Raw genomic sequence first — 26476 nt, forward strand, 5'->3', positions numbered from 1 at the left:
ACTTGAGTAGCCCTCGACTCAGGCGCCCGGGTACGGTCACCGGCACTCTGGTCGCATGACCGCTCGCTACTGCTCCCTCACGCAGCAGCCGGCCCCGGAGTTCGGACCGGGACTGGCAGCGGAGCGGCGCGGTGCGCTCATCGGCGGAAGCCGGATGTGGGTCAACGGCACGGTCCTGCACTACTACTTCTTCGATGTCGACAACTCCGCCGCCGCCCACACGTCCGTCATCCCGGTGCCCGGGACCGGCGAGCTGCGGCGGGTGCCGTGGGCCGGTGCCAAGGAGCAGCAGGACGTCGTACGCGAGTGCTTCCGTGAGTGGCAGGGGCTCGGTATCGGTGTCGACTTCGCCGAGGTGGGCGACCGTTCGGAGGCCGAGCTGCGCATCGGGTTCCAGGCCGGTGACGGTTCCTGGTCGACGGTGGGGCGCGACGCGCTCACGGTCGGGCTGGGCGACCGCACCATGAACTTCGGCTGGGACCTGACCGCGCCCGGACAGCGTGGCACGGCCCTGCACGAGATCGGGCACGCCCTGGGCATGCTGCACGAGCACCAGAGCCCGTTCGCCGGGATCCACTGGGACGACGAGGCCGTGTACGCCGAGCTGGCGGGCCCGCCCAACTTCTGGAGCCGGGACAGGACCCTGTTCAACATCCTGCGCAAGCTGGACCCGGACGAGGTCAACGGCTCCGTCTGGGACCCGCAGTCGATCATGGAGTACCCGTTCACGTCGGGCCTGGTCCTGGAGCCGGAGGAATACCGTACGGGCCTGCACCCGCACGGCGGTCTCTCCTCCGCGGACAAGGAGTTCGTGCTGCGCTGGTACCCGCCCGTCGGCCCTCCCCGGCCGGCCGAGCTGGTGCCGTTCCGCTCGGCGCCGCTGCGGCTGGGGCCGGGCGAGCAGGCCGACTTCGCGATCGAGCCGACCCAGACGCGCGAGTATGCCGTCGGTGCCTTCGGGGACAGCGACACGGTCGTCGTGGTCTTCGAGGAACGGGACGGCGAACCGCGTTTCCTCGCCGGGCAGGACGACGGGGGAACACCGCACAACGCCACACTCAAGGTCCGGCTCGTCAAGGGCCGCCGCTACTTCGTCCGTGTGCGTCTGTACTCCACGTGGGGGTCGGGGGACACCGCAGTGATGTGCTGGTAACAGCACGGGTACAGCCGCACGCGGGCGGACGGACCACAAGTCCGGCGCCGGGGGAAGCGGCCGAGGTTCGTAGCCTTCGGGGGAGGGATACGAGCCTCGGCCACGCCGCTGTGTTCAGCAGCCCAACACCCTTGGCCACGCAGGACAGTTGTGCGCTAGGAGCCCAACTCCAGTGGCCGAGCGGGGTCCTTGGACCACTCCTCCAGTGAACCGTCGTACACGGACACGTCCGTACGGCCGAGCAGGGTGAGCGCGAGTGCGGCACCCGCGGCCGAGATGCCGCCGCCGCAGTACAGGACGACCGGCGAGTCGTCGGTGTCGAGGACGGCTCCGATCCTGGCGGCGAGTTCGGGCTCGGGCAGTATGTGCCCGGTGGCGTCCTGCAGACCCCGGCCCGGGAGGCTGCGGCTGCCGGGGATGTGTCCGCGGCGGCTGTAACGGGTGGGCACCGAGCCGTCGTAGCCGCCCGGGGGCAGCGCGCAGACCAGGGTGCCGGGCCGCTCGCCGCGGCTGACGGCGGCCACGTCCTCGATCCCGGACCACAGATCCGGTCGTACGACGGGTGTCACGGGACGGACGGCCGGAACCGGGCCGGTGTCGTCGCCGGAGACGAGCGGACGCCCGGCCGCCTCCCACGATTCGAGACCGCCGTCCAGCACCGCCACCGGTACGCCGATCGCCCGGAGCATCCACCACAGGCGGGCCGCCCAGATGCCACCGCCGCTGTCGTACGCGACGACCTCGACGCCCTCCCCCACGCCCAGCCCGGCCAGCGCGGCGGCGAGGGCCTCGGGGGACGGCACGGCGAAGTGGTACGGCGCCTCGTGGTCGGAGAGCTCGCCGGTCAGGTCGGCGTGTCGTGATCCGGGCAGGTGCCGCTCGGCCCAGGTCCCGCGCCCGCTCGCGGAGCGGTGGTCGCCGTCCTCACGGGGTGAGGGCAGCAGCGCGGTGACGTCGAGGACGACCAGCCGGGGGTCGTCGAGATGCGCGGCGAGCCAGGTGTCGTCGACCAGCGGGCCGGGCGGCAGGGAGGTGGTCATGGCCGCCGATCGTACGCCCGAGTCCTGGGCGTCTCACTCCTCGGGCACGCCCGTCCCATATTCCGGAAGGCGCTTGCACAGAATCCAGGTAGTGCGGTTATCGTTCGGCCATCTACGCGGGAGCCCCTACCCGGTTGGGCTGAGAGGGCGTCTGGGACCGGCTCGTCGAGAGTCCGGCCCCCACGGGGACGCCGACCGCACCACTCGCGCCTCAGCGCCCGCGTAGGAGTTCACGTGTCTACAACAGTCGAGCCCCAGCACCCGGTGGTCAACTCCCCGGCGCGCCGCTCCTGTTGTTGTCACATGCACTGATCCACCGCCTTCGCGCACCCCTCTCCCCTCCCTTCAGGCGCCGTCACGCCTGCGCACGTTTCGGAGTACCCCCATGCCGCACATACGGGTCATGATCGACTATTTCCACCCGTGGCCGAATTCGGCCGGTCTGTACGTCGCCCGCGCCCGCCGCTGGTACGCCGAGGCCGGGCTCGACGTCGAGCTGGTGGTCCAGGATCCGGGACGCGGGGACACGCTCGAATACCTGGCGCGGGGCGAGGTGGACTTCGGGATCTTCCCGCCGAACCGGCTGCTGGCCCGGCGCGCGGAGCGGGGTCAGCCGCTGATCGCCGTGTCCGCGATCAACCACCGGGGCCTGGAGGCCATCCAGACCACCACCTCGACCGGCATCACCCGCCCCCGCGAGCTGGCCGGCCGCCGTATCGCCTTCAACCCGACCCCGCGCGGCCGGGCCATGGTCCGCCACCTGGTGGCGGCCGACGGCGGTGACCCGGACGCCGTGATCGGGATCGACGCCGGCGCGCGCGAGCTGACCGTGGACGACATCGCGGCGGGCGAGGCGGACGCCACCTTCGGCAACTACTGGTCCTGGGACGCGCTGCGCGGCGATCTGCCCGAGGAGCAGCGGCTGACCTGGCCGGTCGACGAGATAGGCGCCCCGCGCTACCACAGCTACCTGCTCGGCACGAACGAGACACTGCTCGACCAACACCCCTCCCTGGTGCGGGACTTCCTCGCCGTCACGGCCCGCGGCTACGCGGCGGCGGCCCAGGAGCCGGACGCCACCCTGGAGTTGCTGGAGCACGTCATCCCGTACTTCCCGCGCCCGCTGATCGCCCGCTCCCTGGCCCTCATAGCGCCCACCTGGACGGACGCGGACGGCCGTTGGGGTGTGATCGACGAGGGCCGGATGGGCCCGTACGCGCACTGGCTCGCCGAGAACGGTGCCATCCCGGACGACCGGGACTGGGCGAAGTCCTTCACCAACGGCCTGCTGGACGTGGCCACATGAGAGCCCTGGCCTGCCAGGCGCGGACGCTGACCCGGCGCCTCGCCGTCGACTTCATGAGGGTGGGCAGCGCGCTGTGTCGGCCCTGACCGGACCGACCCGCCAGCCCTCCCACCCCTCGAAGGACCCGACATGCATCGCCGTACCGCCCTGACCGCCATGGCCGCGACCGCCCTCCTCGCCGTCACCGGCTGCTCCGCCGACTCCACTGCCGCTGCGAAGGACGGCACCAAGACCGTCACCCTCGCCCTGGACTGGACGCCCAACACCAACCACACCGGGATCTACGTCGCCCAGGCCAAGGGCTGGTTCAAGGCCGCCGGGATCAACGTGAAGATCGTGCCGTACGGCTCGACCGCGCCCGAGACCCTGATCGCCAACCACAAGGCGGACTTCGGGATTTCGTACCAGGAGGGCATCACCACGGCCCGGGCGGCCGGCCAGGACATCACCTCCGTCTACGCGGTGACGCAGAAGACGGACGTGACGATCGCCGTGCGCGCCGACCGCAGCGGCATCACCTCACCGAAGGACCTGGACGGCAAGACGTACGCCGGGTTCGGCGCGCCGTACGAGAAGCCGCTGCTGCAGAAGGTGATCCAGAACGCGGGCGGCAAGGGCGACTTCAAGCAGGTCACCCTCAACACCTCGGCGTACCAGGCGCTTTACGCGGGCAAGGCGGACTTCGCGATGCCGATGCCGACCTGGGAGGGTCTGGAGGCGGAGCTGAACGGCAAGCCGCTGAAGAACTTCCAGCTCTCCGACTACGGCTTCCCGGCCATCTACTCGACCCTAGTCGCGTCCTCGGACCAGTTCCTGAAGAAGAACCCGGAGACCGCGAAGAAGTTCCTGGCGGCCGTCGACAAGGGCTACCGCTACGCCGCCGAACACCCGTCCCAGGCAGCCGACTTGCTGATCTCGGCGAACAAGAGCGTCCTCACCAACACCAAGCTGGTGCAGGAGAGCGAGGCGCTGCTCGCCAAGGAGTACTACAAGGGCACGGACGGTTCGATCGGCACGCAGAGCGCGGAGCGCTGGCAGGCCTTCGCGGACTTCGAGTACAAGGCGGGCCTGCTGGTCGACGCCAACGGCAAGAAGCTCTCCGCCGCCCCGAAGGCGTCGACGTTCTTCACCAACGCCTATCTCCCGGACGCCAAGTGAGGCCGCTGCTGCGGTCGTTGTGGCCGCCGCTCCTCGTCCTGGCCGTGCTCCTCGGCGGCTGGCAGCTCTACGTCACCGCCGCCGGCGTCGATCCGACGACGCTCCCCTCCCCCGCCCGGGTCTTGGAGCAGGGCTGGCTGAACCGCCAGGACCTGTGGGACCAGACGCTTCCCACCCTCCAGGAGACGCTGCTCGGCTTCGCGCTGTCGTTCGCGGCGGCCTGGCTGGTCGCCGTCCTCCTCGACTTCTCCTCGGCGGCCCGCCGGGGCCTGTACCCGCTGCTCGTCGCCTCGCAGACCATCCCGATCGTGGCCGTCGCACCGCTGCTGATCATCTGGTTCGGCTTCGGACTGCTGCCGAAGATGCTGGTGGTGACGCTGACGACGTTCTTCCCGCTCGCCGCGAACCTCGCGGCGGGCTTCGCGGCGACCGACCGCGACGCGATGCGGTTGCTGCGCTCGCTGGGCGCTGGCCGCTGGCGCACGTTCCGGCTGGTCCGGGTGCCGAGCGCGATGCCGTACTTCTTCGCCGGGCTGCGGGTGAGCATCACCTACGCCGTCGTCGGCGCCGTCTTCGCCGAGTACGCGGGCGCGGAGGCGGGCCTCGGGATCTATATGCAGGCCCAGAAGAGCGCGTTCCGCACGGACCTGGTGTTCGCGGCGGTCGCGGTGACAGCCGCGCTGAGCATCGCCCTGTTCGGCGCGACCTTCCTGCTGCAACGGCTGGTACTCCCGTGGGAGCGGGCGTTGAAGGAGGACAGGGCGTCATGAGCAGTCTTCGCATCGAGGGCGTAGGCAAGTCCTTCGGCCCCCTGGAGGTCCTACGGGATCTCGAACTCACTGTGGAACAGGGCGAGTTCGCGGCGGTCATCGGCCCGAGCGGCAGCGGCAAGAGCACCCTGTTCAACCTGGTCTCCGGCCTCGACCGCCCCACCACCGGCCAGGTACTGGTGGAGGGCGAACCGGCCGGAGTGGAGTCCGGCAAGGTCGCCTACATGCCGCAGAAAGACCTCCTCTTCCCCTGGCGGACCGTGCTCGACAACACGGCACTGGGCCTTGAAGCGCAGGGAGTTGGAAAGAAGGAGGCACGGCAGCGGGCCGACGCGCTCTTCGCGGACTTCGGCCTCGACGGCTTCCAGAAGGCGTATCCGGCCCAACTCAGCGGCGGCATGCGGCAACGTGCGGCGCTGCTGCGCACGGTGGTCCTGGAGCGACCGGTCCTCCTGCTCGACGAACCGTTCGGCGCGCTCGACTCCCTCACCCGGACCGAGATGCAGCTGTGGCTGGCCGGCATGTGGCAACGCCACCGCTGGACCGTCGTCCTGGTCACACACGACATCCGCGAGGCGGTCCTGCTCGCGGACACGGTCCACGTCCTGTCTCCCCGCCCGGCCACGATCGTCGACCGCGTCGAGGTCCCACTGGCCCGCCCGCGCGGCGCGGACGACTTCACGAACCCGGACTTCGCGTCGACCGAGCGCCGAGTCCTGGACGCCCTGCGCGGCACAACGGCGGTGAGGACAGCATGAGTTCACACCTCGCCCACGGCCTCGGCACCGACCCGGTCGCCCCCGACTGGCCGCCCCTCACGGACACCGAGGTGACCGACATCGTGGGCCCGGCCCGGGTGGTCTGGTGCAGCCCGCGACCCCTGTCGGCGGCGGCCGTGGTGGAACGGGACGGACGCCACCTGTTTGTCAAACGCCACCACGCCTCCGTCCGCACGATCGAGGGCCTGGCCGAGGAACACGCCTTCCTACGGCATCTACGGCAGCGCGGCGCCCCGGTGGTCGAGGTGCTGGACGCGGCGACGCGTGGTGAGTGGACCTACGAGGTGCACTCGGCAGGCGCCGGCACGGACCTCTATCGGGACGCCCTGTCCTGGTCCCCGTTCCGCACCTCCGCCCACGCGCGGGCGGCCGGCGAGGCGCTGGCCCGCCTGCACCTGGCGGCGGAGGACTTCGACGCCCCGCGCCGTCAAGTGCAGCCGCTGGTGGCGTCGTTCACGGTGTTCGCCTCGGCCGACCCGCAGGCGGAGCTGGAGCGATACGTGGCCGAGCGCCCTCAACTGGCAAAGGGACTGGCGGAGTTCCCGTGGCGGGAGGACACCCAGCGCGCCCTGCTCCCGCTGTACGAGAACCTGGCCCCGCACCTCTCCGGCCTCGATCCCCTGTGGACCCACAACGACTGGCACGCCTCCAACCTCCTCTGGAACGAGGACGGTTCGGTCGCCACGGCCCTCGACTTCGGCATGAGCGACCGCACGACAGCGGTGCACGACCTCGCCACAGCCATCGAGCGCAACACCGTCCAGTGGCTCCAGCCCGGTTTCCCGGTCCGCGAGGCTGACGCGCGCGCCCTCCTCGACGGCTACCAGTCCGTACGCCCGCTCAGCCCGGCCGAGTCGACAGCACTCCCCGCGCTACTCCCCCTGGTCCACGCCGAGTTCGCGCTCTCCGAGCTGGGCTACTTCCACGGCGTCACGCGATCGGCGGAGAACACCAGGCTGGCGTACGAGTACTACGTGGGGCACGCGGAGTGGTTCGCCGGGGAGAGCGGACGGCGTCTGCTGGACCTGTGCGGCGCTAGCGGGGCGGCAGCTCGCGGGTGAAGACGACGCGGGGTCGGCCCGGGCCGTCGTAGTCCTCCACGACCCGGGCGTCGAAACCGAGGGTGCGGTGGAAGGCGATCGAACCCTCGTTGGTCACGGAGGTGATGGCCTTGAGGCGGACCGCGCCCTGCCGTCCGGCGGCCTCGATGAAGGTCGTGTACAGGCTGCGGCCGAGACCGGTGCCGCGTGCGTCGTCCCGGGTCGCCACGAGGTGTACGTATCCGGTGTGGTCGGGCGTGACGAACCCGAAGAGGTATCCACGGATGCCGTCGTCGGCACGGGCGACCAGACAGGTGGACCCGAACTCCTGCACCAGCGCGGTCAGATGGAGCGCGCGAAGGTCACGCTCTCCCCAGTAGCGGGCGTGGTCCTCCAGGACCTGGTGGAGGTCGGCGACATCGGCGGATTCGATACGGACGGCCATGGCATCGATCATGGCACAGGGGCGGTCCGGCTCCCCGCGCCATGATCGAACGCCTCACCTCATCACCTCAGCTCGACGGGGAGAGGTGACCCCGTCGGCGCCATTCCTGTGCGAGCAACTCGTACGAGCGCACTCGGTCCGTGTGGGCGTGGGTGATGGTGGTGATGAGCAACTCGTCGGCGCCCGCCGCCTCTTGGAGTTGCTCCAGTTGGTCGGCGACCCGGCCTGGTGAGCCGACGAACTGGGTGTCGACGCGGTCCTGGACCAGGTCGCGGTCCTCGTCGGTCCACACGTGGGCACGCGCCTCGTCGGGGGTCGGGAACTGGATGGCGCCTCGCGCCGTACGGATGGAGCGCACCCACAGGCCGTAGCCGGTGGCGAGTTCGCGGGCGGCCTCGTCGTTCTCGGCCACGACGACGTCCGCGGAGACGCTGACGTACGGCTTGTCGAGGACGTCGGAGGGCTGGAACGCGGCACGGTAACCGTCCGCCGCCTCAAGGACGGTGGCGGGGCTGACGTGGTAATTCGCTGCGAAGCGGAGGCCGTTGCGGCCCGCTGCCTCCGCACTGGTGCCCCCACTGCTGCCCAGGATCCACAGCTCGACGTCGGCACCCTCGCCCGGTACGACGTGCGCCTCGACGCCGTCAGCGGAACGGTAGGTGCCGGCCAGCAGCGCGAGGACGTCGTCGATCTGCTCGCCGTACTCCTGGGACTCGGCGTTGGGCAGCAGGAGCAGCTTGCGCTGGAGGGCGATCCTGGGTGAGCCGAGGAGGAACTCGAAGGAAAAACGGGGCGGGATGCGCAGCCCGTTGGGGGCCCGGCCGTCGACGACCGGGGTCGCCGACGGGAGCGGGGACGACGGTCGGCCGCCGGAGCGGCCCAGGCCCAGGTCGAAGCGGCCGGGGTGCAACGCGTCGATCAGGCCGAACTCCTCGACCGTGGACAGGGCGGTGCGGTGGCCGAGTTGGACGGCGCCGGAGCCGAGCCGGATCGTGGAGGTCGCGGATGCCGTCAGCGCCAGGACGACCGCGGGGGACGTGCCCGCGACGCCCGGGTTGAGGTGGTGCTCGGCGAACCAGTAGCGGGTGTAGCCGAACTCCTCGGCGTGCTGGGCGAGTTCGATGGAGTTGCGTAGTGCTTCGGGCGCGGTGGAGCCGGAGGAGATCGGGACCAGGTCGAGGACCCCGAGAGGGATACCAGGAGACATGCGCTCACTCCTCAGTGGTCGGCGGACACGGATGCGGGCAGGACCGGTCCCCAGGTGAACGGCGGGTCCGGGATGTCCTTGCGCAGCACGGGAGTCACCGCCGACTGGAACAGCTCCAGCGAGTCCCGGTGCTGACGGTCCGTCAAGCCACTGGCGTCCGCGTGCAGATGGAGCACGGTGTGCCCGAACTGCTCGTGGTAGCGGTGCACCTTGTCGATGACCTGCTGTGGGCTGCCGATCAGTGCGGAGCTGCGCTCGACGTAGTCCTCCAGCGTTTCGAAGACGATGGGCAGGCCCACCTGCTTCTGGAAGGCGAGGTTGCTCTCGAAGACCGGACGGTAGGTGGCCAGCGCCTCCTGGGTCGTGGGCGCGACGTAGAGGCCGGCCGTGCCCGCGCCCACCGCGATGTCCGCCGGGTCGTGGCCGTAGTGCTCCCACCGTTCGCGGTAGTAGCGGATCAACTCGGCATAGGGCTCTATGGGGTTGGTGACGTTCGCGGAGAACAGCGGGTCGCCGTAGCGGGCGGCCAGGTCGACGCTCTCCTTGCTGGTGGCGCTGCCGTGCCAGACGCGGATCGGCTGCTGGTAGGGCCTGGGCCACACCTCGGCGTCCTTCAGTTCCGGGCGGAACCGGGTCTTCGCAGTCACCTTGTCCTGCCGCCAGATCTGGCGGAACACCTCGTAGCTCTCGGCGTTGCGCTCCCACTGGTCCTCGGGTGTGACGTGGAACAGCTCGCGCTGGGCGGTGCCGTTGCCCTTGCCGATGATCAGGTCGAGGCGTCCGCCGGAGAGATGGTCGAGCGTGGCGTAGTCCTCGTAGGCACGGACGGGGTCGAGGAGGCTCAGTGTGGTGACCGCCGTGAAGAGGCGGATGCGGCGGGTGAGCGCGGCGATGTGGCTGAGGACGACGGTCGGCGAGGAGGAGATGAAGGGGCGCTCGTGCCGCTCCCCCACGCCGAAGCCGTCGAAGCCCAACTCCTCGGCCAGCACGGCGTTTTCGAGGACCTCGCCGAAGCGTTCGTGGGTCGACTTCCGGATGCCCGTGACCGGGTCGGGGCGGTGGACGACGAGGGTGATCGCGAGGAACTTCACGATGCCGCCCGTTCCTCGCGCACCTCGTCGGGGTGGGCGAGGCCGAGGTGGTCGCGGAGGGTCGGGCCCTCGTACTCGGTGCGGAAGACGCCCTGTTCCTGGAGCAGGGGGACCACCTTGTCGGCGAAGGGGTCGAGTCCGGTCGGGGTGATGTGCGGGACGAGGATGAAGCCGTCGCTGGCGTCGGCCTGCACGAAGTCGTTGATGGTCTTCGCGACCGTCGACGGGGAGCCGATGAAGGCCTGCCGGTTGCCGGTCTCGATGACCAGGTCGCGGATCGACCAGTTGTTGGCGGCGGCCTGCTCGCGCCACTCGCGGGCGGTGGCCAACGGGTCGCGGTACATGCGGACTTGGGCGCGGCCCTTGGAGATGTGGTTCTCGCTGACGTCCGGGTCGATGTCGGGCAGCGGGCCGTCCGGGTCGTAGGAGGACAGGTCCCGGTTCCAGACGAACTCCAGGTGCTTGATGGCCGTGGCACCGCTGACCTGTTGGCGGCGCACCTCCTTCGCGAGGTCTTCCGCCTCGGCGTCGGTGTCACCGAGCACGAAGGTCGCGGCCGGGAGGATCAGCAACTGGTCCGACCTGCGGCCGTACTTGGCGAGGCGGGACTTGACGTCGGTGTAGAAGGCCTGGCCCTCGGTGAGGGTGCTGTACCGGCTGAAGATGGCGTCGGCACTGGACGCTGCGAACTCGCGGCCCTCGTCGGAGTCGCCGGCCTGGAAGATCACCGGGCGGCCCTGCGGGGAGCGCGGGACGTTGAACTGGCCCTGGATGTCGAAGTGTTGGCCCTGGTGGACGAAGGCTCCGGCCTTGGCGTCGGTCAGGAAGGTGCCGGTGGCCTGGTCGGCGAGGATCTCGTCGCCGTGCCAGGAGTCGAAGAGTTCGTTGGTGGTGGCGAGGAACTCCTTGGCCCGGGAGTAGCGCTCGTCCTGCGGCAGGAAGCCGCCGCGGCGGAAGTTCTCGCCGGTGAACGCGTCCCAGGAGGTGACGACGTTCCAGGCCGCGCGGCCGTCGGAGAGGTGGTCGAGGCTGGCGAACTGACGGGCCACCTCGTAGGGCTCGTTGAAGGTGGAGTTGATGGTGCCGGTCAGGCCGAGGTGTTCGGTGACGGCGGCGAGCGCGGCGAGGATCGTGAAGGTGTCGGGGCGGCCGACGACGTCCAAGTCGTAGATCTTCCCGCCCTGTTCGCGCAGCCGCAGGCCCTCGGCGAGGAAGAGGAAGTCGAACTTGGCGCGTTCGGCGGTCTTCGCGAAGTGCGCGAAGGAGCTGAACTCGATGTGGCTGCCGGCCGCGGGGTCGCTCCACACGGTGGTGTTGTTGACGCCGGGGAAGTGGGCGGCCAGGTGGATCTGCTTCAGGGGCTTGCTCATGTCGTACGGTCCCTCCGGCTCAGGCGTTCGCAGCAGCGGCGTACCGGTTGGCGGGGCGGGCGAGCCCCAGCAGGCCGCGCAGGGTGTCGGCCTCGTAGGCGCGGCGGAAGGCGTTCCGGCGCTGGAGTTCGGGGACCAGCCCCTGGGTGATCGCCGGCAGGTCGTGTCCGGCGACGGCGGGCCGCAGCCGGAAGCCGGTCAGCCCGGCCGACTGCAACTCCTGGAGGAGGTCGGCGAGTTGGGCGGGCGTACCGGCGAAGATCCGGGCGTCGCTGGTGTACGGCTCGCCCGCGAGGGTGTCGAGGCGCTCGCGGCGGGCGACGGCCGTGGTTTCGTCGTCGTCGAGGAAGACCACGAGGTCGCCGAAGATGTGCAGTGGCTCGTCGGCGCGGCCGGCGGCCTGCTGTTCGGCGCGGATCTCCGCGACGATCGCCTGTGCCTCGTCGGTGTCGTGCGGGGTGACGTAGCCGATGTCGGTGGCACGGGCCACCAGCCGGTACGGGACGGTCTGGTGGGCCAGGGAGCTGACGATCGGCTGGCCCTGCGGCGGCCGGGGTGTGATGGAGGGGCCCTTGACGCTGAAGTGGGCGCCCTCGAAGTCGATGTAGTGGAGCTTGTCGCGGTCGACGAAGCGGCCGGTGGCGATGTCCCGGATCTCGGCGTCGTCCTCCCAGCTGTCCCAGAGGCGGCGCACGACCTCGATGTAGTCGGCGGCCTCGTCGAAGTGTTCGGCGAGCCGTTCCTGCCCGGCCGGGGTCCGCAGGCTCTCCAGGTTGATCGGCGGGAAGTCGCGCCGCCCGAAGTGGTCGGCCTCGTGCGGCCGGGCGGAGAGCTGCACCCGCAGGCCCGCGCGGCCGGTGCTGACGTAGTCGAGGGTGGCGATCGCCTTGGATATGTGGAACGGCTCTGTGTGTGTGGACACCACCGTCGGGACCAGGCCTATGTGGCTGGTGAGCGGTGCGATCCGGGCCGCGGTCAGTACGGCGTCGAGGCGTCCGCGGACCTGGTCGGTGCGGCCGTCCAACTCGCCGTAGTGCGAGGACTGCAGGCCGAGGCCGTCCTCGAAGGTCACGAAGTCGAGCAGGCCGCGCTCGGCCTCGGCGACCTGGTCGGCCCAGTAGGCGGCGGTGAACAGGTCGCGCGGCCGGGCCACCGGTTCGCGCCAGGAGGCGGGGTGCCAGCCGGTGCCGTCGAGGGCGACGGCGAGATGCAGAGGAGAAGGGGAGGTCGATGACACGAGTGGTGCCTTCCTGGAGGTCCGTACGAGATCGCCGGCCCGTGAAGTGGGCGCACGGCGGCTGGGGCAACGGGGTCAGGGGCGACAGAGCGCGCCGGCCACGCGCAGCAGATCTATGTGCTGTCGGGTGGTGAGTCGCACGTGGAGGACAGCGGCGCCACACATGTGCTCCACCTCCACGGAATCCGGCTTCACAAGGGGCAACCACATGCCTATGCCGTTTCTTCCGGATCGGCGGCGGAAGTCGGACCGGTGAACCGCACGAACGAGAAGACCGTATGGGCGCGCAGGGTGAAGCCGATCGACTCGTAGAGCCGGATGGCGTTGGTGTTGGTGGCCGCGGCGTGCAGGAACGGATGGTCGCCGCGTTCCTTGATGCCGGCCGCGACGGCGCGGACCAGGCGGGGGGCCAGGCCCCGGCCGCGGTGGTCGGGGTCGGTGCACACGGCGCTGATCTCGGTCCAGCCGGGCGGGTGGAGGCGTTCACCGGCCAGGGCGACGAGCCGGCCGTCGTGGCGGATGCCGAGGTAGGTGCCCATCTCGACAGTGCGGGGCAGGTAGGGGCCGGGTTCGGTGCGGGCGACCAGGTCGAGGATCTCGGGCACGTCGTCGGCACCGAGGCGGACGGCTTCGGGGTCGGGCTCGGCCCGCAGACCGGTGTCCACTAGCTGGACACCGTGTCCGGAGCGGACGATCTCCCAGCCGTCCGGGGTTTCGCCCACTCCGCGCACTGCGGCGGTTCCGCCGGGGCCGATGAGCGCGGCCAGGTCGGCCCAGGCGCGCGGGTCGTCGTTGTCGGTGATGGCATGGAAGCCGGCCACGTCGACGGGGTAGCGGGCGGCGCGGCCGACGCGTTCGGCGAGGTGGGCGTGCGGGCCGGTGAGCGCGGCCCAGGCCGGGTTGTCCAGGACGTGGGAGGTGGTCGTTTCGAGACTGGCGGTGGAAGACATCGGGTGACGGCTCCGGTACTGGTCGCGCGGGTCGGGGACCCCGCCGGGGCGTGGCGGGGTCCCCTTGCTGAGAGGGTGGGTCAGGAGTCGCTGATCGGCAGTCCGGGCGGGTTGATCTCGGACTTGGCGACGGCCTCGTTGGAGAGGTTCCAGGCGGCCAGCCACTTGGCGTACTGCCCGTTCTTGATCAGGTAGTTGATGGCGTCCGCGAGCGGCTTGGCGAGGCCGCTGTCCTTCTTCGCGGTGGCCGCGATCAGGCCCTGGAGGGAGGATCCGGCGCCGGAGTACGTCCCCGCGTTGCGGACCGCCTTGGCCGTGCCCTTGGTCGAGGAGACCTGGTACGCGACCGAGGGATTGGGGGCGAGGTAGGCATCGATCTTCCCGGAGGCCAGCGCGAGGTAGGTGCTGTTGTTGTCCTGGAAGTACTTGACGGTGAGCGCCTTCTTGCCCTCGGCGGCCAGCTTCTTCTTCCACTCCAGGAGGATCCGCTCCTGGTTGGTGCCGGCGCCCACGGCGACGGTCTTGCCGGCGAGGTTCTCGTAATTGCCGTCGAAGTTCCAGGAGTTGTCTGCCTTCACCGCGAAGCCGAGGTTGTCCTCGCGGTAGGAGGCGAACTCGTACTTCGCCTTGCGCTCCTCGGTGTCGGTGACGTTGGAGAAGGCGACGTTCACCTTGCCGCTGTCCAGGCCGATGAAGAGGTTCTCCCAAGTGGAGTTCTTCAGCTCGGGCTTGAGGCCGAGGACGGCGGCGACCAGCCGGGCGATGTCGGTCTCGGAACCGGTGAGGGTCTTCTGGTCGGAGCCGACGTAGCCGAGTGGCGGGGAGCCGGCGGGCAGGAAGCCGACGCCGATCTCCAGCTTGCCGCTCTTGGCTATCGCCTTGGGCAACTCGGCGCTGATCGACTTCACTTCGGCGACCTTGAGCGTCGCCTCCTTGGCCGCGCCGAGGGAGTAAGCACCCACGGTGACCGTGCCGGAGGCGGCACTGCCGGACGTGGTGGCCGCGTCACTGTCGCCGCCGCAGGCCGCGAGACCACCGGCGAGGGAAGCGAGGACGGTTCCCGCGGTGAGTCCGCGAGTGATTCTGCTGCGAAGGCTGGGCGTAGACATGGCTGTTCCTAGGCTCGGTGTTCGGGGTTGTTGAAAGTGAGGGTGCGACAGGTGCGGCTCAGAGGACTTTGCTGAGGAAGTCCCTGGTGCGCTCGTGCTGTGGCCTGTCGAGGACCTCGTGGGGCGGGCCCTGTTCGACGATCTTTCCGCCGTCGATGAAGACGACCCGGTCGGCGACCTCGCGGGCGAAGCCGATCTCGTGGGTGACGATGACGAGGGTGGTACCGCTGGTCGCCAAGTCCTTGATGACGGACAGGACTTCACCGACGAGCTCGGGGTCGAGGGCGGAGGTCGGCTCGTCGAAGAGGATGACGCCGGGCCGCAGGGCGAGGGCGCGTGCGATGGCCACGCGCTGCTGCTGGCCGCCGGACAGCTGCCTCGGGTAGGCGCCGGTCTTCTCGGCGAGACCGACGCGGCCGAGCAACTCCCGTGCCAGTTCCAGGGCTTCGGGCTTGTCCAGCCTGCCGGTGGCGACCGGAGCGGCGGCCACGTTGTCCAGGACGGTCAGGTGCGGGAAGAGGTTGAAGTTCTGGAAGACGAACCCGATCCGGCTGCGCTGCGCGAGGATGGCGCGCTCGCTCAACTCCTTCAGTCTTCCGCCCTGTTGCTTCACTCCGATGAGTTCGCCGTTGACGCTGACGTAGCCGATCTCGGGCTTCTCCAGGTGGTTGATGACCCGCAGCAGCGTGGACTTGCCGGAGCCGGACGGGCCGAGGATCACGGTGACCTCGCCGGGCCGTACCGTCAGGTCGACGCCGTCCAGCACGCGGTGGGCGCCGTACCACTTGTGGACGTCGTGCACCTCTACGGCGGCGGGTGTGATGTCCGCCAGCGGTTCGACGGTGTTCGTGGTCATACGGCGGTCTCCCTCCGGATACGGGCCCGCAGATCGGTGACACCGGTGCGGAGTTTCTGGATCGGGGTGGGCGGCAGGGAGCGGGTGGCGCCCCGGGCGTAGTGCCGCTCGACGTAGAACTGGATGACGGACACGACGCTGGTCAGGATGAGGTACCAGACGGTGACGACCAGGAGCAGCGGCACGATGTCGCCGGGGTAGGTGGAGCCCATCGTCTGCGCGGAGCCGAACAGGTCTAGCAGCGAGACGTAGAAGACCAGCGAGGTGCTCTTGATCAGGCCGATCAGCTGGTTGACGTAGTTCGGGGTGATGGAGCGCAGCGCCTGCGGGAAGACGATTCTGCGGAACTGGTAGCCCTTGGGGAGGCCGAGGGCGGAGGCCGCCTCGTGCTGGCCCTGGTCGACGGAGAGGATGCCGCCGCGGACCACTTCGGCCGCGTACGCCGCCTCGTTGAGGCTGAGTCCGACGACGGCGACGACCATGTCGGTGGCGAGCTTCGACTCGTCGAAGGAGAAGAAGGCGGGTCCGAAGGGGACGCCGATGCTGAGGGTCTGGTACAGGGCGCTGAAGTTGTAGAGGAAGATCAGTACCACGATGAGCGGGATCGAGCGCAGCGCCCACACATAGGTCCAGCTCGCGGCGCGCAGCACGGGGCTCTTCGACAGCCGGGCCAAGGCGAGCAGGATGCCGCCGAGGAGGCCCAACACCGCGCTGAGCGCGGCCACTTCGAGCGTGATGACGAGTCCGTCGAGGATCGTCGGGCGCAGGAACCAATAGCCGAAGCGGTCCCACTGATAGAAGGAGTTGGTGACCAGTCCGTGGACGAACTGGGCGGCCACCACCAGCACGACCAGCGTGACGATCCACCGGCCGGGCCGACGCAGCGGCTGAACTCGCTGTGCGGTGAGGGGTTTTGACGGTGCGTCGGCGGACGGTGCGTCGGCCAGGGACACGGTGGCGCCTGGGGGTTCAGTCATGGTGGGCTCCGGCAGGTTCGCAGACCCCGGACCGTGGCGGTGGACGCGCGACGGCGGACGGCACGCGCGGGTGCACGGGACCGGGGGCGGGGAGGGGGCAGGCACACCGACGGGATCGGGTGTGCGTCAGAGGTGCGTCGGCCGACTGGTCGTCAGGCCCGACAGCGGGCGCGGCCCGACGCGGTACACAGTGCGCTGCTGACCCGGAGCAGATCGACAGCGCGGTCGGCGACGAACAGGTTGGCGTACGACCGTACGCAGCCCTGCGGGCGGCATGTGGCCGTCCTGGGAGCTGCGTACATGGCGTCACCTGTCACTGTTCCGGCCCCGCAGGGCCTCGCGCTTACCGAAACGTCATCCGGTCCGGTCGTCACCTGGGGCACCCCACCGCGTGCGAGGGTTGCCGGTCAGCAAGCCAGGGCTTGTCGCTGACACTCATGACCGTTCTGGCCGCAAGTTAAGACAATTGCTCGAACGGATGTCAACGGTCGTCCACCAAGTGGACGGTGCGGACGCCGCTCAACTGCGGCAAGCTCCCGTTTCGTCCGCCACGTGGGCCGCCCAGTCCAGGATCTGGACAGCGGCACCGGCGGCCTCCAGGCCCTGGCAGCGGGCGTGGTGGCGGCGGGCGATGCCGTCGAGGTCCAGATGGGTGCCGAAGGCCGGGTGGGCGGCCAGCCGGCGGGCGTAGGCCCACAGGTGGGGGTGGTCGGCGATGCGCTGCACGGCGGCGGCGTCCAGGTGGTACCGGTGCACGGTGTCGAGTTGGACCAGCGTCACCCACAACTCGACGTCGGCGGCGGTGAGTTCGTCGCGGATCATGTGCTCGCGGCCGTCCAGCCAACGGTCGAGCGAGCCCAGCGTCTCCAGCAGCCGGCCGAGCGCCTCGTCGCGCTCCGCCTGTTCGCCACCGGCCGCTCCGGCGCGCTGCGCCGCGTCCTCGATGCCCTGCGCGCAGAGCCGCTCGACGGCCTCGATCTCCGACTCGGCGCCGCACGGGTAGAGCCGGGGTCCGCCCTGGCCGAAGTGCCGGGCGAGGTCGCGGGTGATGTCGGGGGCGTGCGTGCTGACGATGCGCCCTGACCAGTCGTCGCTGAGCACCGGCGCGGCGGCCGGTCCGGAGTATCGGTGGGCGCTCGCCTCGTAGAGCGGGCGCAGCGCGCTGTGTCCACCACTCGGACAGTCGGGCACGGCGGACAGGAACACGGCCGGACAGCTCTCGTGGAGGCCCAGCAGGCTGTGGGTGACGGCGATGCGCAGGCCGTCGGCGCAGGCGGTGGACAGGTGGAGGCGGTAGCGGCGCGGCACGGCGTAGTGCCCGCTGCGCGCGTCGCGCCCGATCCGGCCCCGGAACAGGGGGGCGGAGCGGGGTGAGGGGACGGCGGCGAGAGGCGTGACGGACATGGGACTCCCCGGGTACGGGCGCGTGGACGTACGCGCGGCGGAAGCGTCGTCGAACGGTGGACGGGTCTCAGCGCAGTGGGCTCATGGCGCTGCACACCCGCAGCAGATCGATGTGACGGCGGGAGGTCAGAAGAGGCGAACGGTCCACGCGTCTGGTGGTGACCGGCTCAAGGCGCCCCATTGTTTCCCTACCTGTTCACTAGGATTCCCTACTGGAGTGTCGATCCACCGTCGCCCGGGGTCAAGAGGGCGTCCACGGGTCGGGCACAGGTTCCGACCCGTGGACAACCCGGGCCGCTACTTGGCGTACATCAGGGTGCCGAGGCCGAGCTGGTCGTAGCCGCCGCTGTCGGAGCCGTAGTCACCTCCCCCGCCCTCGGGCGCGACGAGGTCGTAGTACATGGCCGAGATGTACTTGTCGTCGAGGCCGATCCGCCGGTTGTAGTGGAAGTGGAGCATCGCCCACACCGGCCGGATCTGGCCGCGCGAGGCGGAGGAGATCACCGTCTGGGAGGACGAGGCGCAGCTCTGCCCGGTGCCCCAGGTGTAGGTGGTGAAGGGCACGTCACTGCCCGCGTTGTACTTGGCGACGTACTGGGCGGCCTTCATGAAGCGGCGGCTGTCGTACGAGTACAGGTCGTCGCCCTGGTTCCAGGCCATCTCGCACACGGCGCCCATCTGCCCCATGCCCATGACGGTGTGGCCCTGGTCGCGGCCGGATTCCTGCCACTGGCCGAGCGCGTAGCCGTCCGAGTCGGTGTACAGATACGGCACGGCGTGCGCGATCGAGCCGTTGCCCGCCCCCGACTTGAAGTACGTGAGGGCCTGGTCGTACTTGGCGCTGTCCTCGTTGAGGATCCCGATGGCCAGGATCGACGCCATGTTGCAGAGGTCCCAGTTGGCCCAGTAGTTGGTGATGCAGGCGTCGTTGTGGTTGGTGAGGAAGCTGTTGTTGAGCGGGTAGAAGACGTTCGCGAGCATCGTCTGTGCGGCGGCCAGGTTGAAGCCGCTGTAGTCCCGCATCAGTTCGCAGGCGTTGGCGAACTGCCAGCCGTAGAGGCCGGCCGCGAGGAACCGGTCGGCGTTCCCGGTGACCGAAGTCAGCGTGGTCGACCAGGCGTTGAGGATGTTCGCGGCACACACGGCGTTCGCCTCGGTGCCGCCGACCTTCCAGCGCAGGGCGTTCTGGTAGGCGGCGGCGATGTCGTTGTAGAGCAGGCTGTAGTTCTGGCCGTCGCCGCCCCGGATGATCGTCGCCGTCGCCCGGTTCGTCCAGGTCGACTGCGCATGGGAGTTGGCGGTCAGCCTGGTCCAGCCGGACAGCCAGGGGTCGGTTCCCGCCGCGACCCTGACCTTGGCCCGGTTGATGTCACCGGCGTTGTGCAGCATGCCGGGGTGGGTGAAGGTGGCCGGGGCCGCGTGCGCGGTCGTGGCCACCGTGGCGCCGCCGAGAGCGGCGGCTGCGGTGAGCCCGCCCGCGGTCTTCAACAGACCGCGGCGGCTCAACTCTGTTCTGCGGAGGTGCTCGTGGGGGGAAGTGCGGCTCATCGCTGTGCATCTCCAATCCGTGGAGGATCAGGTGGGCGTGATGCTCACCTCGTCGAACTCCGTGGTGCAGCGGACCGGTTGGCTGCGCGAGCAGACCACCAGGCCGACGTAGTAGGGGGCGTCACCGAAGCCGGGGATCTCTCCGTCGGCGAGGGGGGTCCAGGTGACACCGTCATCGGTGGACAGGGCCGCGCTGAAGGCGGTCCCGGCGCGCTTCAGCCGCAGCAGGGCGGGGAGGGTGACAGCGGCGCCGCCGGTGAAGGCGGAGGCGCCGGCCACGGTCTTGCGGAGCATGAGCTGAGCGGTCGTACCACCAGTGACGATCGCTCCGGCCGCCTGGTCGAACGGCGACAAGGACTTCGCCATGAGCAGCCCCACCCGGTCGCTCGTGACCCCGTTGCGGGAGACGAGCCGGGCGACGACCTCGCAGTCACCACTGACCGGCCGCCGCACGAACTGCCCTGTCATTCCCTGGCCGTTGGCGTTCAGGTCCACGCCCGCGCCCCGCACGGTGAAGGTCCCGCCGTCGTACGACGTGCTGCCCGGGGTGGTGATGGCCACCACGCCCAGCGTCCCGAAGTCACGGTCGTCGAGCACGGTGTCGCCGAGGTCGCCGTACGTCCACGGCGCGGGCGGCGGGGCGGCGACCGTGAGGGCGAGTGCGCCGGTGGCGGTCCCTGAGGAGTTGGCGGCGGAGGTCGCGACCGTGAACTCCCCCGTCTCCGTGGGGATTCCGGAGACGAGCCCGGTGCGCCGGTCGAGACGCAGACCGGCGGGCAGCCCGTCCGCGCCGAACCGCACGGGCTCGTGCGAGGCCCGCAGCAGATACCGGAAGGCGGCACCTTGGTTCGTGAACACGGCGGTGGCCGAGGTGAGTCGGGGAGCGGAAGGGGTCGGCATCACGGCCAGCGCCGGGGCCGAACGCGGCCCGCGTCCGCCGGCGTTGGTCTTCGCGACCGTGTAGTGGTACGTCGTTCCGGGCGCCCCCGTCGCGTCGACGTACCGGATGCGAGTGCCGAAGCCGACCGGGCCGACGCGGGTGGCGAGGGCCTTGTACGGTCCGGCGGCACGGGTGGCGCGCAGGACCGTGTACTCGGCGGAGAGGTCCGGGTCGCTCCAGGCCAACTCGACGGCGTCGGCACCGGTTTCGGCCCTCAGGTCGGTGGCGGTACGGGCCGGGCGGGGCACGCGCCAGACCGTGCCGCTCGCGGACGTCACGCCGACGTTGTCGAAGGCGCCGGTGCCGGTCTCGGCGTAGTCCTGGTCGACACCGAGGCAGGAGGTGAGGGCGAGTCCCGCGTACGCGGTGCGACCCAACTCAACCGCGGTGGACCCGACTTCGGTCCAGTGGATGCCGTCCGGAGAGATGGCTCCGGTGCAGCGCGCACCCTTCCGGGTCACCCGCACCCAGTAGGGCTTCCGCAGTCGGTAGCCGTCACCCGCGCCCTCGACGTACGGCGCCTCCAGCGGGGTCGCCGACTCGGGCAGCGTGCCGAGGCTGGAGATCGGGAAGGCGGCGTTCACCGTGATCGCCTGCTGCTGCGAGGGCGGTACGGGTGTACTGCCGGTCGCGGAGACCTCGGCGCCGGCAGAGGGCCGGGTGGAGAACACCCCGCTCCAGGTATGCAGCGGCAGCCCCTGGATCAGCATCGACGCGTGTGCCGCGTCCGCGTCGAGGGAGGCGCGGACGGTGACACCGATCTTGGAGTACTGCGAGCTGAGCGGCCACACGATCCGCGCGGTGACCGTGCCGTCGCCGCGCAGCGGGAGGTGGGCGAGACGGCAGGTGTCGGCGGTGCCGCTCGCCTCCAGGACGAAGCGCTCACCGTCGAAGACGGCGGAACCGGGGATCTTCATGTCCCCGACGTCCTGGGTCGACCAGGGCCCGGGGAGACCGGCGGAGGCGGCAGCCCATACCGAACTGCCGCTTTTTCCAAGGGCGTTGGAGGCGGTGACCGTGTAGTAGTACGTCCGTCCGGTCTGCACGTTCCGGTCGGTGTACGTCGGGCGGTCGACGCCGGCCGCGATCTTCTCGTAGCGGCCGTCCACGTCGTTCGCCCGCAGGACCGTGTAGGAGTCGGCCCAGGTCGACGGCAGCCAAGTCACCGTGACGGAACGGTCGTTGCCGACCGCCGTGACACCGGCCGGTGGTGTCGGCACGGTCGGCGCAGGTGCCGTGGCGCCGGCGTAGGCGAAGGTGCCCCAACTCGGCAGGTCGTCGTTGCTGCCCTCGACGACCCGGGTGCCGCCGGTGCCACGGAAGACGGCGTTCTTCGTGTACGGGGCGTCCAGACCGCGCACGCCCGCGTAGTGCGCGTACGCCATCTCGTAGATGGGCGGCAGGTTGCCGCGCGAGGTGGCCGAGACCGCCGTCTTGATGTACTTGCCGGTGCGGTCGAGGTCGGGGGTGAAGGGGACGTCGCCGCCCAGGTTGTAGCGGGCGGCGTACTCGACGTTGGCGAGGATGCGGTTGTCGTCGAAGCCCCAGAGGTCGACGCCCTGGTTCCAGGCGACCTGCGCGGCGTCCGCGAGCAGGCCTACCGCGAGTTGTTCGTGCCCCTGGTCCCGGCCGCTCTCCTGGCCCTGGCCGGCGTCGGTGACGATGCGGTGAAGGACGCTGCCGTTGCCCGCGCCAGCCGCGGCGAAGCGGAGCGCGTCGTGGAAGAGGGTGGGTTCCTCGCAGAACACGCCTATGGCCAGCAGGGATTGAAGGGACGTCAGGTCCCAGTTGCCGTTGGCGTAGAGCATGTAGGAGGACAGGGCGGGATACCAGACGCGGAGGAAGGAGTTCTCGCAGCGGGCGATGTCTGCGGCGCTCCAGCCGTCGTAGCCGGAGTGGCGGAGAAGTTCGGCCGCGTTGACGAACTTGAAGGCCTGGAGGCCGGCGCCGAGGGGGCCGTCGGCTCCGGTGATGGCGGTGAGCGAGGCGGACCAGGCGTTGAGAATGTCGCGGGCCTTGTCGGCGTGCGCGGTGTCGCCGGTGACGGACCAGATCAGGGCGTTCTGGTAGGCGGCGGCCGAGTCGGCGACGGCCTGGTTCTGGTAGTTGGCGGGGCCGCGGCCCCAGGTGGTGATCTGCCCGGTGTTCTGCACGGCGTACGACGAGGAGGAGCGGGCGTGGGCCGCGAGCGCCAAGTAGCCGTCGTAGACCGGTGATTGCTTGGCGGCGACCGCCGCTTTCATACGGGCGAGGTCATCGGCGGTGTGCAGCAGGCCGGGGTGGGTGAAGGCCACTTCGGTGTCGTCCGGGACCGCCACCGCCCGCCCGGGCACGAGCATTCCGCTCGCGCCCGAGGCCAGCAGGAGGGCGGCGGTGCCGCCAAGAAAGCCACGGCGGCTGAGCCAGCCCGGTGTTGTCGACTCCGGTTCGGCAACACCCTTAAGGGGCGCGGGGAACTGCGCGCCCAGCCACGACGGAGCCGCAGCCGATCGACACTCCCTTCCAGCGGAGCGCTTCGTCATGACGCGGCAGCCGCCTCGGCCTCGGCGGCGGTGAGGAACTTCAGGTTGGTGACGTGCTCGTTGTAGAACCACTGGATGGCGTCGGTCGTGTAGTACCAGCTCGGCTTCTTCATCGAGTCGGCGACGACCAGGCCGTTGATGACCAGGTTCTCGAACGTGACGTTGGTGATGGCGTGTTCGGCGTCGTAACCGAGAAAGAGCGACGGGTTGGCGTTGGTGCCCGTGTAGCTGAGGTTCTTGACGTAGACGCCGTCGATACCGCGGCCGACCGAGGTGTTGTACTTCGTGTTGAACATCACCTTCATGTAAATGACCTGGCCCCAGCGGAAGTCCTCGATCCGTACGTCCTCGATGCGGACGTTCTTGATGAGGTTGGAGTCTCCGGGGTTGAGGGCGATGCAGCCCTGGTAGTTCATCTGGGGTTCGCGGTGGTCGAGGATGTCGATGTTCTTGATGACGAGGTTCTCGATCGTCTCGGGCGCGTCGGAGTTGCCGTGCGTACCGACGTTGATCGGGTGCGCCACGTCCGCCCACAGGGTGCAGTTCTTGACGGTGATGTCGCGGGTGTCGCCGTAGTAGTTCCAGCGGTGGCAGTAGATGGCGATGCAGTCGTCGGAGTTGCGCATGAAGCAGCCGTCGAAGGTGATCCCGGTCGAGGAGAAGACGTCGAACCCGTCGCCGTTGCCCTTCGAACTGAACGCGCGCGCCTTGGTGATGTGGACGTTCTTGCTCTCGGCGAACGTGCCCGCGTAACCGGACGGGTTGAGGATGATGACGTTCTCGACGCGGATGTTCTTGCTGCCCTCGCAGAGGATCGCGCCGCCGGGGTTGTTGTAGAGCACCCCGTGGCCGGTGAGGCGGGACCGCTCCACGTCCTTGAAGTAGACCTGCGCGGTCAGGACCGCGCCGCCGGCGAGGTGGACGGTCTTGCCGCTGGGGACCAGGAGGACGTTGCCGGTGACGGTGTGGACGCCCGGGCCGAAGTAGATGACGTCCGGGTCGTCGGCGGACGGGGCGTGGTGCTCGACGCGGTTGGTGATCAGGTGCAGGGCGTCGAAGATCTCGTCGTTGATCTGGACGACGATGTCCTTGGGCTCGTCGAGCGTGAACCGCAGGGCGTCGCCGAGGAGTTCGGGCTTGATGCCTAGCGCGTCCGGTCTCACCCGGGCCTTGGTGGTGCCGCCCTTGAGGTAGGTCACCTCGATCTCCACCGAGCCGTTGAAGTCGAAGTACGCCATCGACGAGTTGTAGACCTTGCCCGACCCGGTGGTGGCGTTGATCTCCTCGAACTGCGGCCGGTAGATGTCGAGGGTCTGCCAGGCGCCGTCGGGGGCGGTACGGACCCGGACCTGGAAGCTGGTGTTGGTCGGCATGGTCGCGGGGCGCGGGTAAGTGACCAGCTTGGGGCTGGAGTTGTGGTCCCCGGCGTGCGCCGCCGTGGCGGTCAGCCCGGACAGACCGGCGGCGAGCACGGTGGCACCGGCGGCCTGGAGGGCCGTACGACGGGACAAGGGCGTGTTCATGGTGCGACTCCTTGCAACAGGGCGAAAAGAAGGGCTACTTGAGGCCGCTCGTCGACATCCCGGCGACGAACCCGCGCTGGGCGACGAGGAAGATCAGGAGGATGGGGACGACGTACATCACCGAGGCCGCGGCCTGGAGGTTGGTGTTGGGGGTGCCGGCCGCCGAGACGTAGGTGGTCATCACCGCGACGGCGAGGGTGGAGTGGTCGGTGGAGAGGAGGAGTTGGGGCGCGATGTAGTCGCCCCAGGTCCAGGTGAAGGCGATGACGAAGCTCGCCGAGAGCACCGGCCAGGACTGCGGGAGGAAGATCCGCCAGAAGATCCCGCCGTAGCCGCAGCCGTCGACGATGGCCGCCTCCTCCAGTTCGCGGGGCAGGCCCGCGAAGAACTGGCGGAAGAGGAAGACGAGATACGGGGCTGAGGACAGGCCCCACAGCACCCATGGCCAGTAGGTGTCGACCATGCCGAACTTGGCGAAGATCAGGTAGGTCGGCAGCAGGGTGATCATCTGGGGCAGCATCATCGAGCCGATGAGGATGCCGAACAGCACCTTCTTGCCGGGCGCGGTCAGCCGGGCGAAACCGAAGCCGACCCAGGCGGAGCTGAGGGTGACGAGCGTGGCGTAAATGGTCGCGATGATCAGGGAGTTGCGGGCGTAGCCGAGGAAGTCGACGGCCTTGTAGGCGTCGACGAAGTTGTGCCACTCGAAGTGTGCCGGCAGCCAGTGCACCGGAGCCGCCGCCAGTTCGGCCGGGGCTTTGAGGCCGGTGAGGATCAGCCAGCCGAACGGGCCGAGGAACAGGCCGGTGATGACGACGAGTGCCGTATAGAGGACCAGGCGGTTGACGCGTATCCGCGTGCGGGCCGGGGACTTGGGGTGCACGCTGGTGGCCGTCACTTCTGCGCCTCCGGGCCGACGTTGTAGAAGACCACGCCGGAGGTGAATTTGAAGATGAGTCCGGTCGCGATGAGGATCAGGAGGAAGAGCACCCACAGCAGCGCGGAGGCGTATCCGTACCGGCCGAGCGCGAAGTACTCCGAGAACACATGGATCATGTAGGTGTAGTTGGACTGCGGGATCGTGGTGAGGCCGCCGGTGCCGGCCATGGGGGCGAGCAGCATCGGCATGATGGTCTGCACCGAGGCGATCACCCCGGTCACGGTCTGGAAGAGCAGCACCGGTGACAGCAGCGGCACGGTGATGCTGCGGAAGGTGCGCCAGGCGCTCGCCCCGTCGATGCGGGCCGCCTCGTGGAGTTCGCGGGGGACGTCCTGGAGCCCCGCCAGCGAGATGATCATGATGTTGCCGGCGGCCCAGAGCACCGTCATGACGAGGACGTAGCGGGCGTAGGGATCGGCCAGCCAGCCGATCGCGTCGAAGCCGAAGAAGGTCAACGCACCGTTGGCGGCACCGGAGTTCTGGTCGAAGAGGTTCTTGAAGGCGATGCCCGCGCCCACCGGCGGTACCACGGCGGGCAGATAGAGCAGGGTGCGAAAGAGCCCGCGTCCCTTGAGGGGACGGTTGACGAGGACGGCGAGGGCGAGTCCCGCGATGATCGACAGGGGCACGGAGAGCAGTGCGAACAGTCCGGCGCGGCCCAGGGCGTCCCAGGTGACCGAATCGCCCATCAGCTCGCGGTAGTTGCCGAGGCCGACGTAGTGCCAGTGCGGGGAGATGCCGTCGTAGGTGGTGAAGCTCAGCCACAGTGCGTACGCCATGGGCGCGATGGTCAGCAGCGAGAAGCCGATGATCCACGGTGAGGCGAACATGTAGAACGCGCGGTGCTTGCGCGTCGTCATGGACGGCCCGGTGCGCGTGGCGGACCGGGCTCGGCCGGCCTTCGAGGTCGGGCGCAGCCGCCCGACGGCCGGCGAGTTCGCCTGATCGACCGTCATCCCACCTGCTCCTTCCCGCGGTTGATCTGTTCATTGATGACCGAGTTGAGGCGTCCGGCGAGCCGGTCGGCGGACATCTCGCCCTTCATCGCGGGCGTGGCGGCCTGGTTGAAGAGGGACTCGAAGGCGTCGCCCGAGATGTACGGGGAGACGGC

24 protein-coding genes and 1 riboswitch are annotated in these 26476 nt (G+C 69.6%); of the genes, 6 read left to right on the forward strand and 18 right to left on the reverse strand.

The window, feature by feature from the left end:
* The first annotated feature begins 55 nt into the window (after positions 1 to 55).
* Positions 56 to 1153, forward strand: a complete 1098-nt coding sequence (locus OC490_RS08300; protein WP_262057160.1) for a M12 family metallopeptidase — start codon at positions 56 to 58, stop codon at positions 1151 to 1153.
* Positions 1154 to 1308: 155 nt separating this feature from the next.
* On the opposite strand, the gene OC490_RS08305 is transcribed toward OC490_RS08300, so the two are convergent.
* Positions 1309 to 2193 (reverse strand): sulfurtransferase, encoded by an 885-nt coding sequence (locus tag OC490_RS08305; RefSeq protein ID WP_262057161.1) that lies wholly within the window; start codon positions 2191 to 2193, stop codon positions 1309 to 1311.
* A gap of 385 nt (positions 2194 to 2578) precedes the next feature.
* On the opposite strand from OC490_RS08305, the gene OC490_RS08310 reads away from it, so the two are divergent.
* The 5 genes from OC490_RS08310 to OC490_RS08330 all read left to right on the forward strand — a co-directional run bounded on the left by OC490_RS08310 (position 2579) and on the right by OC490_RS08330 (position 7267).
* On the forward strand, positions 2579 to 3499 hold the full coding sequence (locus tag OC490_RS08310; RefSeq protein ID WP_262057162.1) for an ABC transporter substrate-binding protein: 921 nt from the start codon (positions 2579 to 2581) through the stop codon (positions 3497 to 3499).
* A gap of 129 nt (positions 3500 to 3628) precedes the next feature.
* The gene (locus OC490_RS08315; protein WP_262057163.1) at positions 3629 to 4657 is read left to right on the forward strand and encodes an ABC transporter substrate-binding protein; all 1029 of its coding nucleotides are present in this window, start codon (positions 3629 to 3631) and stop codon (positions 4655 to 4657) included.
* Positions 4654 to 5427 carry an ABC transporter permease gene (locus tag OC490_RS08320; RefSeq protein ID WP_262057164.1) on the forward strand — a complete coding sequence of 258 codons (774 nt, stop codon included), beginning with the start codon at positions 4654 to 4656 and terminating at the stop codon, positions 5425 to 5427. Before OC490_RS08315 ends, OC490_RS08320 begins: the two co-directional genes overlap by 4 nt.
* Entirely contained in the window at positions 5424 to 6185 is a 762-nt protein-coding gene (locus tag OC490_RS08325; protein ID WP_262057165.1) for an ABC transporter ATP-binding protein, read from the forward strand. The genes OC490_RS08320 and OC490_RS08325 overlap by 4 nt, the downstream gene beginning before the upstream one ends.
* Entirely contained in the window at positions 6182 to 7267 is a 1086-nt protein-coding gene (locus tag OC490_RS08330) for a phosphotransferase enzyme family protein (protein WP_262057166.1), read from the forward strand. The genes OC490_RS08325 and OC490_RS08330 overlap by 4 nt, the downstream gene beginning before the upstream one ends.
* Here the strand turns inward: OC490_RS08330 and OC490_RS08335 are convergent.
* From OC490_RS08335 to OC490_RS08405, 17 genes are all read right to left on the reverse strand, one after another.
* Positions 7242 to 7691, reverse strand: a complete 450-nt coding sequence (locus tag OC490_RS08335) for a GNAT family N-acetyltransferase (RefSeq protein ID WP_262057167.1) — start codon at positions 7689 to 7691, stop codon at positions 7242 to 7244. The two genes, OC490_RS08330 and OC490_RS08335, sit on opposite strands and share 26 nt — an antisense overlap.
* A gap of 67 nt (positions 7692 to 7758) precedes the next feature.
* Positions 7759 to 8898 carry an LLM class flavin-dependent oxidoreductase gene (locus OC490_RS08340; RefSeq protein ID WP_262057168.1) on the reverse strand — a complete coding sequence of 380 codons (1140 nt, stop codon included), beginning with the start codon at positions 8896 to 8898 and terminating at the stop codon, positions 7759 to 7761.
* 11 nt (positions 8899 to 8909) lie between these two features.
* A complete protein-coding gene (locus OC490_RS08345) occupies positions 8910 to 9989 on the reverse strand; it encodes an LLM class flavin-dependent oxidoreductase (protein ID WP_262057169.1) in 1080 nt (359 codons plus the stop codon).
* Positions 9986 to 11359: an NtaA/DmoA family FMN-dependent monooxygenase gene (locus OC490_RS08350; RefSeq protein WP_262057170.1), complete on the reverse strand. Its 1374-nt coding sequence runs from the start codon at positions 11357 to 11359 to the stop codon at positions 9986 to 9988. The genes OC490_RS08345 and OC490_RS08350 overlap by 4 nt, the downstream gene beginning before the upstream one ends.
* Before the next feature lie 19 nt (positions 11360 to 11378).
* A complete protein-coding gene (locus tag OC490_RS08355; RefSeq protein WP_262057171.1) occupies positions 11379 to 12596 on the reverse strand; it encodes an LLM class flavin-dependent oxidoreductase in 1218 nt (405 codons plus the stop codon).
* A gap of 75 nt (positions 12597 to 12671) precedes the next feature.
* The gene (locus OC490_RS49535) at positions 12672 to 12806 is read right to left on the reverse strand and encodes a putative leader peptide (RefSeq protein ID WP_410098594.1); all 135 of its coding nucleotides are present in this window, start codon (positions 12804 to 12806) and stop codon (positions 12672 to 12674) included.
* Between the two features lie 2 nt (positions 12807 to 12808).
* Complete coding sequence (locus OC490_RS08360) at positions 12809 to 13546, reverse strand: GNAT family N-acetyltransferase (protein ID WP_262057172.1); 738 nt, start codon at positions 13544 to 13546, stop codon at positions 12809 to 12811.
* A gap of 80 nt (positions 13547 to 13626) precedes the next feature.
* The gene (locus OC490_RS08365) at positions 13627 to 14655 is read right to left on the reverse strand and encodes an ABC transporter substrate-binding protein (protein WP_262057173.1); all 1029 of its coding nucleotides are present in this window, start codon (positions 14653 to 14655) and stop codon (positions 13627 to 13629) included.
* Positions 14656 to 14713: 58 nt separating this feature from the next.
* Positions 14714 to 15511 carry an amino acid ABC transporter ATP-binding protein gene (locus tag OC490_RS08370; RefSeq protein ID WP_262057174.1) on the reverse strand — a complete coding sequence of 266 codons (798 nt, stop codon included), beginning with the start codon at positions 15509 to 15511 and terminating at the stop codon, positions 14714 to 14716.
* Entirely contained in the window at positions 15508 to 16488 is a 981-nt protein-coding gene (locus tag OC490_RS08375; RefSeq protein WP_262057175.1) for an amino acid ABC transporter permease, read from the reverse strand. The genes OC490_RS08370 and OC490_RS08375 overlap by 4 nt, the downstream gene beginning before the upstream one ends.
* Before the next feature lie 334 nt (positions 16489 to 16822).
* A riboswitch (SAM riboswitch) is annotated at positions 16823 to 16931 on the reverse strand.
* Between the two features lie 76 nt (positions 16932 to 17007).
* On the reverse strand, positions 17008 to 17892 hold the full coding sequence (locus OC490_RS08380; RefSeq protein ID WP_262057176.1) for a glutathione S-transferase C-terminal domain-containing protein: 885 nt from the start codon (positions 17890 to 17892) through the stop codon (positions 17008 to 17010).
* Positions 17893 to 17959: 67 nt separating this feature from the next.
* Positions 17960 to 18073, reverse strand: a complete 114-nt coding sequence (locus OC490_RS49310) for a putative leader peptide (RefSeq protein ID WP_315986660.1) — start codon at positions 18071 to 18073, stop codon at positions 17960 to 17962.
* Positions 18074 to 18189: 116 nt separating this feature from the next.
* Entirely contained in the window at positions 18190 to 19440 is a 1251-nt protein-coding gene (locus tag OC490_RS08385) for an alginate lyase family protein (RefSeq protein WP_262057177.1), read from the reverse strand.
* Between the two features lie 27 nt (positions 19441 to 19467).
* Positions 19468 to 22719 (reverse strand): alginate lyase family protein, encoded by a 3252-nt coding sequence (locus OC490_RS08390; RefSeq protein ID WP_262057206.1) that lies wholly within the window; start codon positions 22717 to 22719, stop codon positions 19468 to 19470.
* Positions 22720 to 22898: 179 nt separating this feature from the next.
* Positions 22899 to 24425 (reverse strand): glycosyl hydrolase family 28 protein, encoded by a 1527-nt coding sequence (locus tag OC490_RS08395; RefSeq protein ID WP_262057178.1) that lies wholly within the window; start codon positions 24423 to 24425, stop codon positions 22899 to 22901.
* A 34-nt stretch (positions 24426 to 24459) separates the two neighbouring features.
* Positions 24460 to 25323 (reverse strand): carbohydrate ABC transporter permease, encoded by an 864-nt coding sequence (locus OC490_RS08400; RefSeq protein ID WP_262057179.1) that lies wholly within the window; start codon positions 25321 to 25323, stop codon positions 24460 to 24462.
* Positions 25320 to 26321: a carbohydrate ABC transporter permease gene (locus OC490_RS08405; RefSeq protein WP_262057180.1), complete on the reverse strand. Its 1002-nt coding sequence runs from the start codon at positions 26319 to 26321 to the stop codon at positions 25320 to 25322. Before OC490_RS08405 ends, OC490_RS08400 begins: the two co-directional genes overlap by 4 nt.
* Positions 26322 to 26476: the final 155 nt, after the last annotated feature.

This window comes from Streptomyces sp. STR69, from assembly GCF_024519455.1.
Classification (GTDB): Bacteria; Actinomycetota; Actinomycetes; order Streptomycetales; family Streptomycetaceae; genus Streptomyces.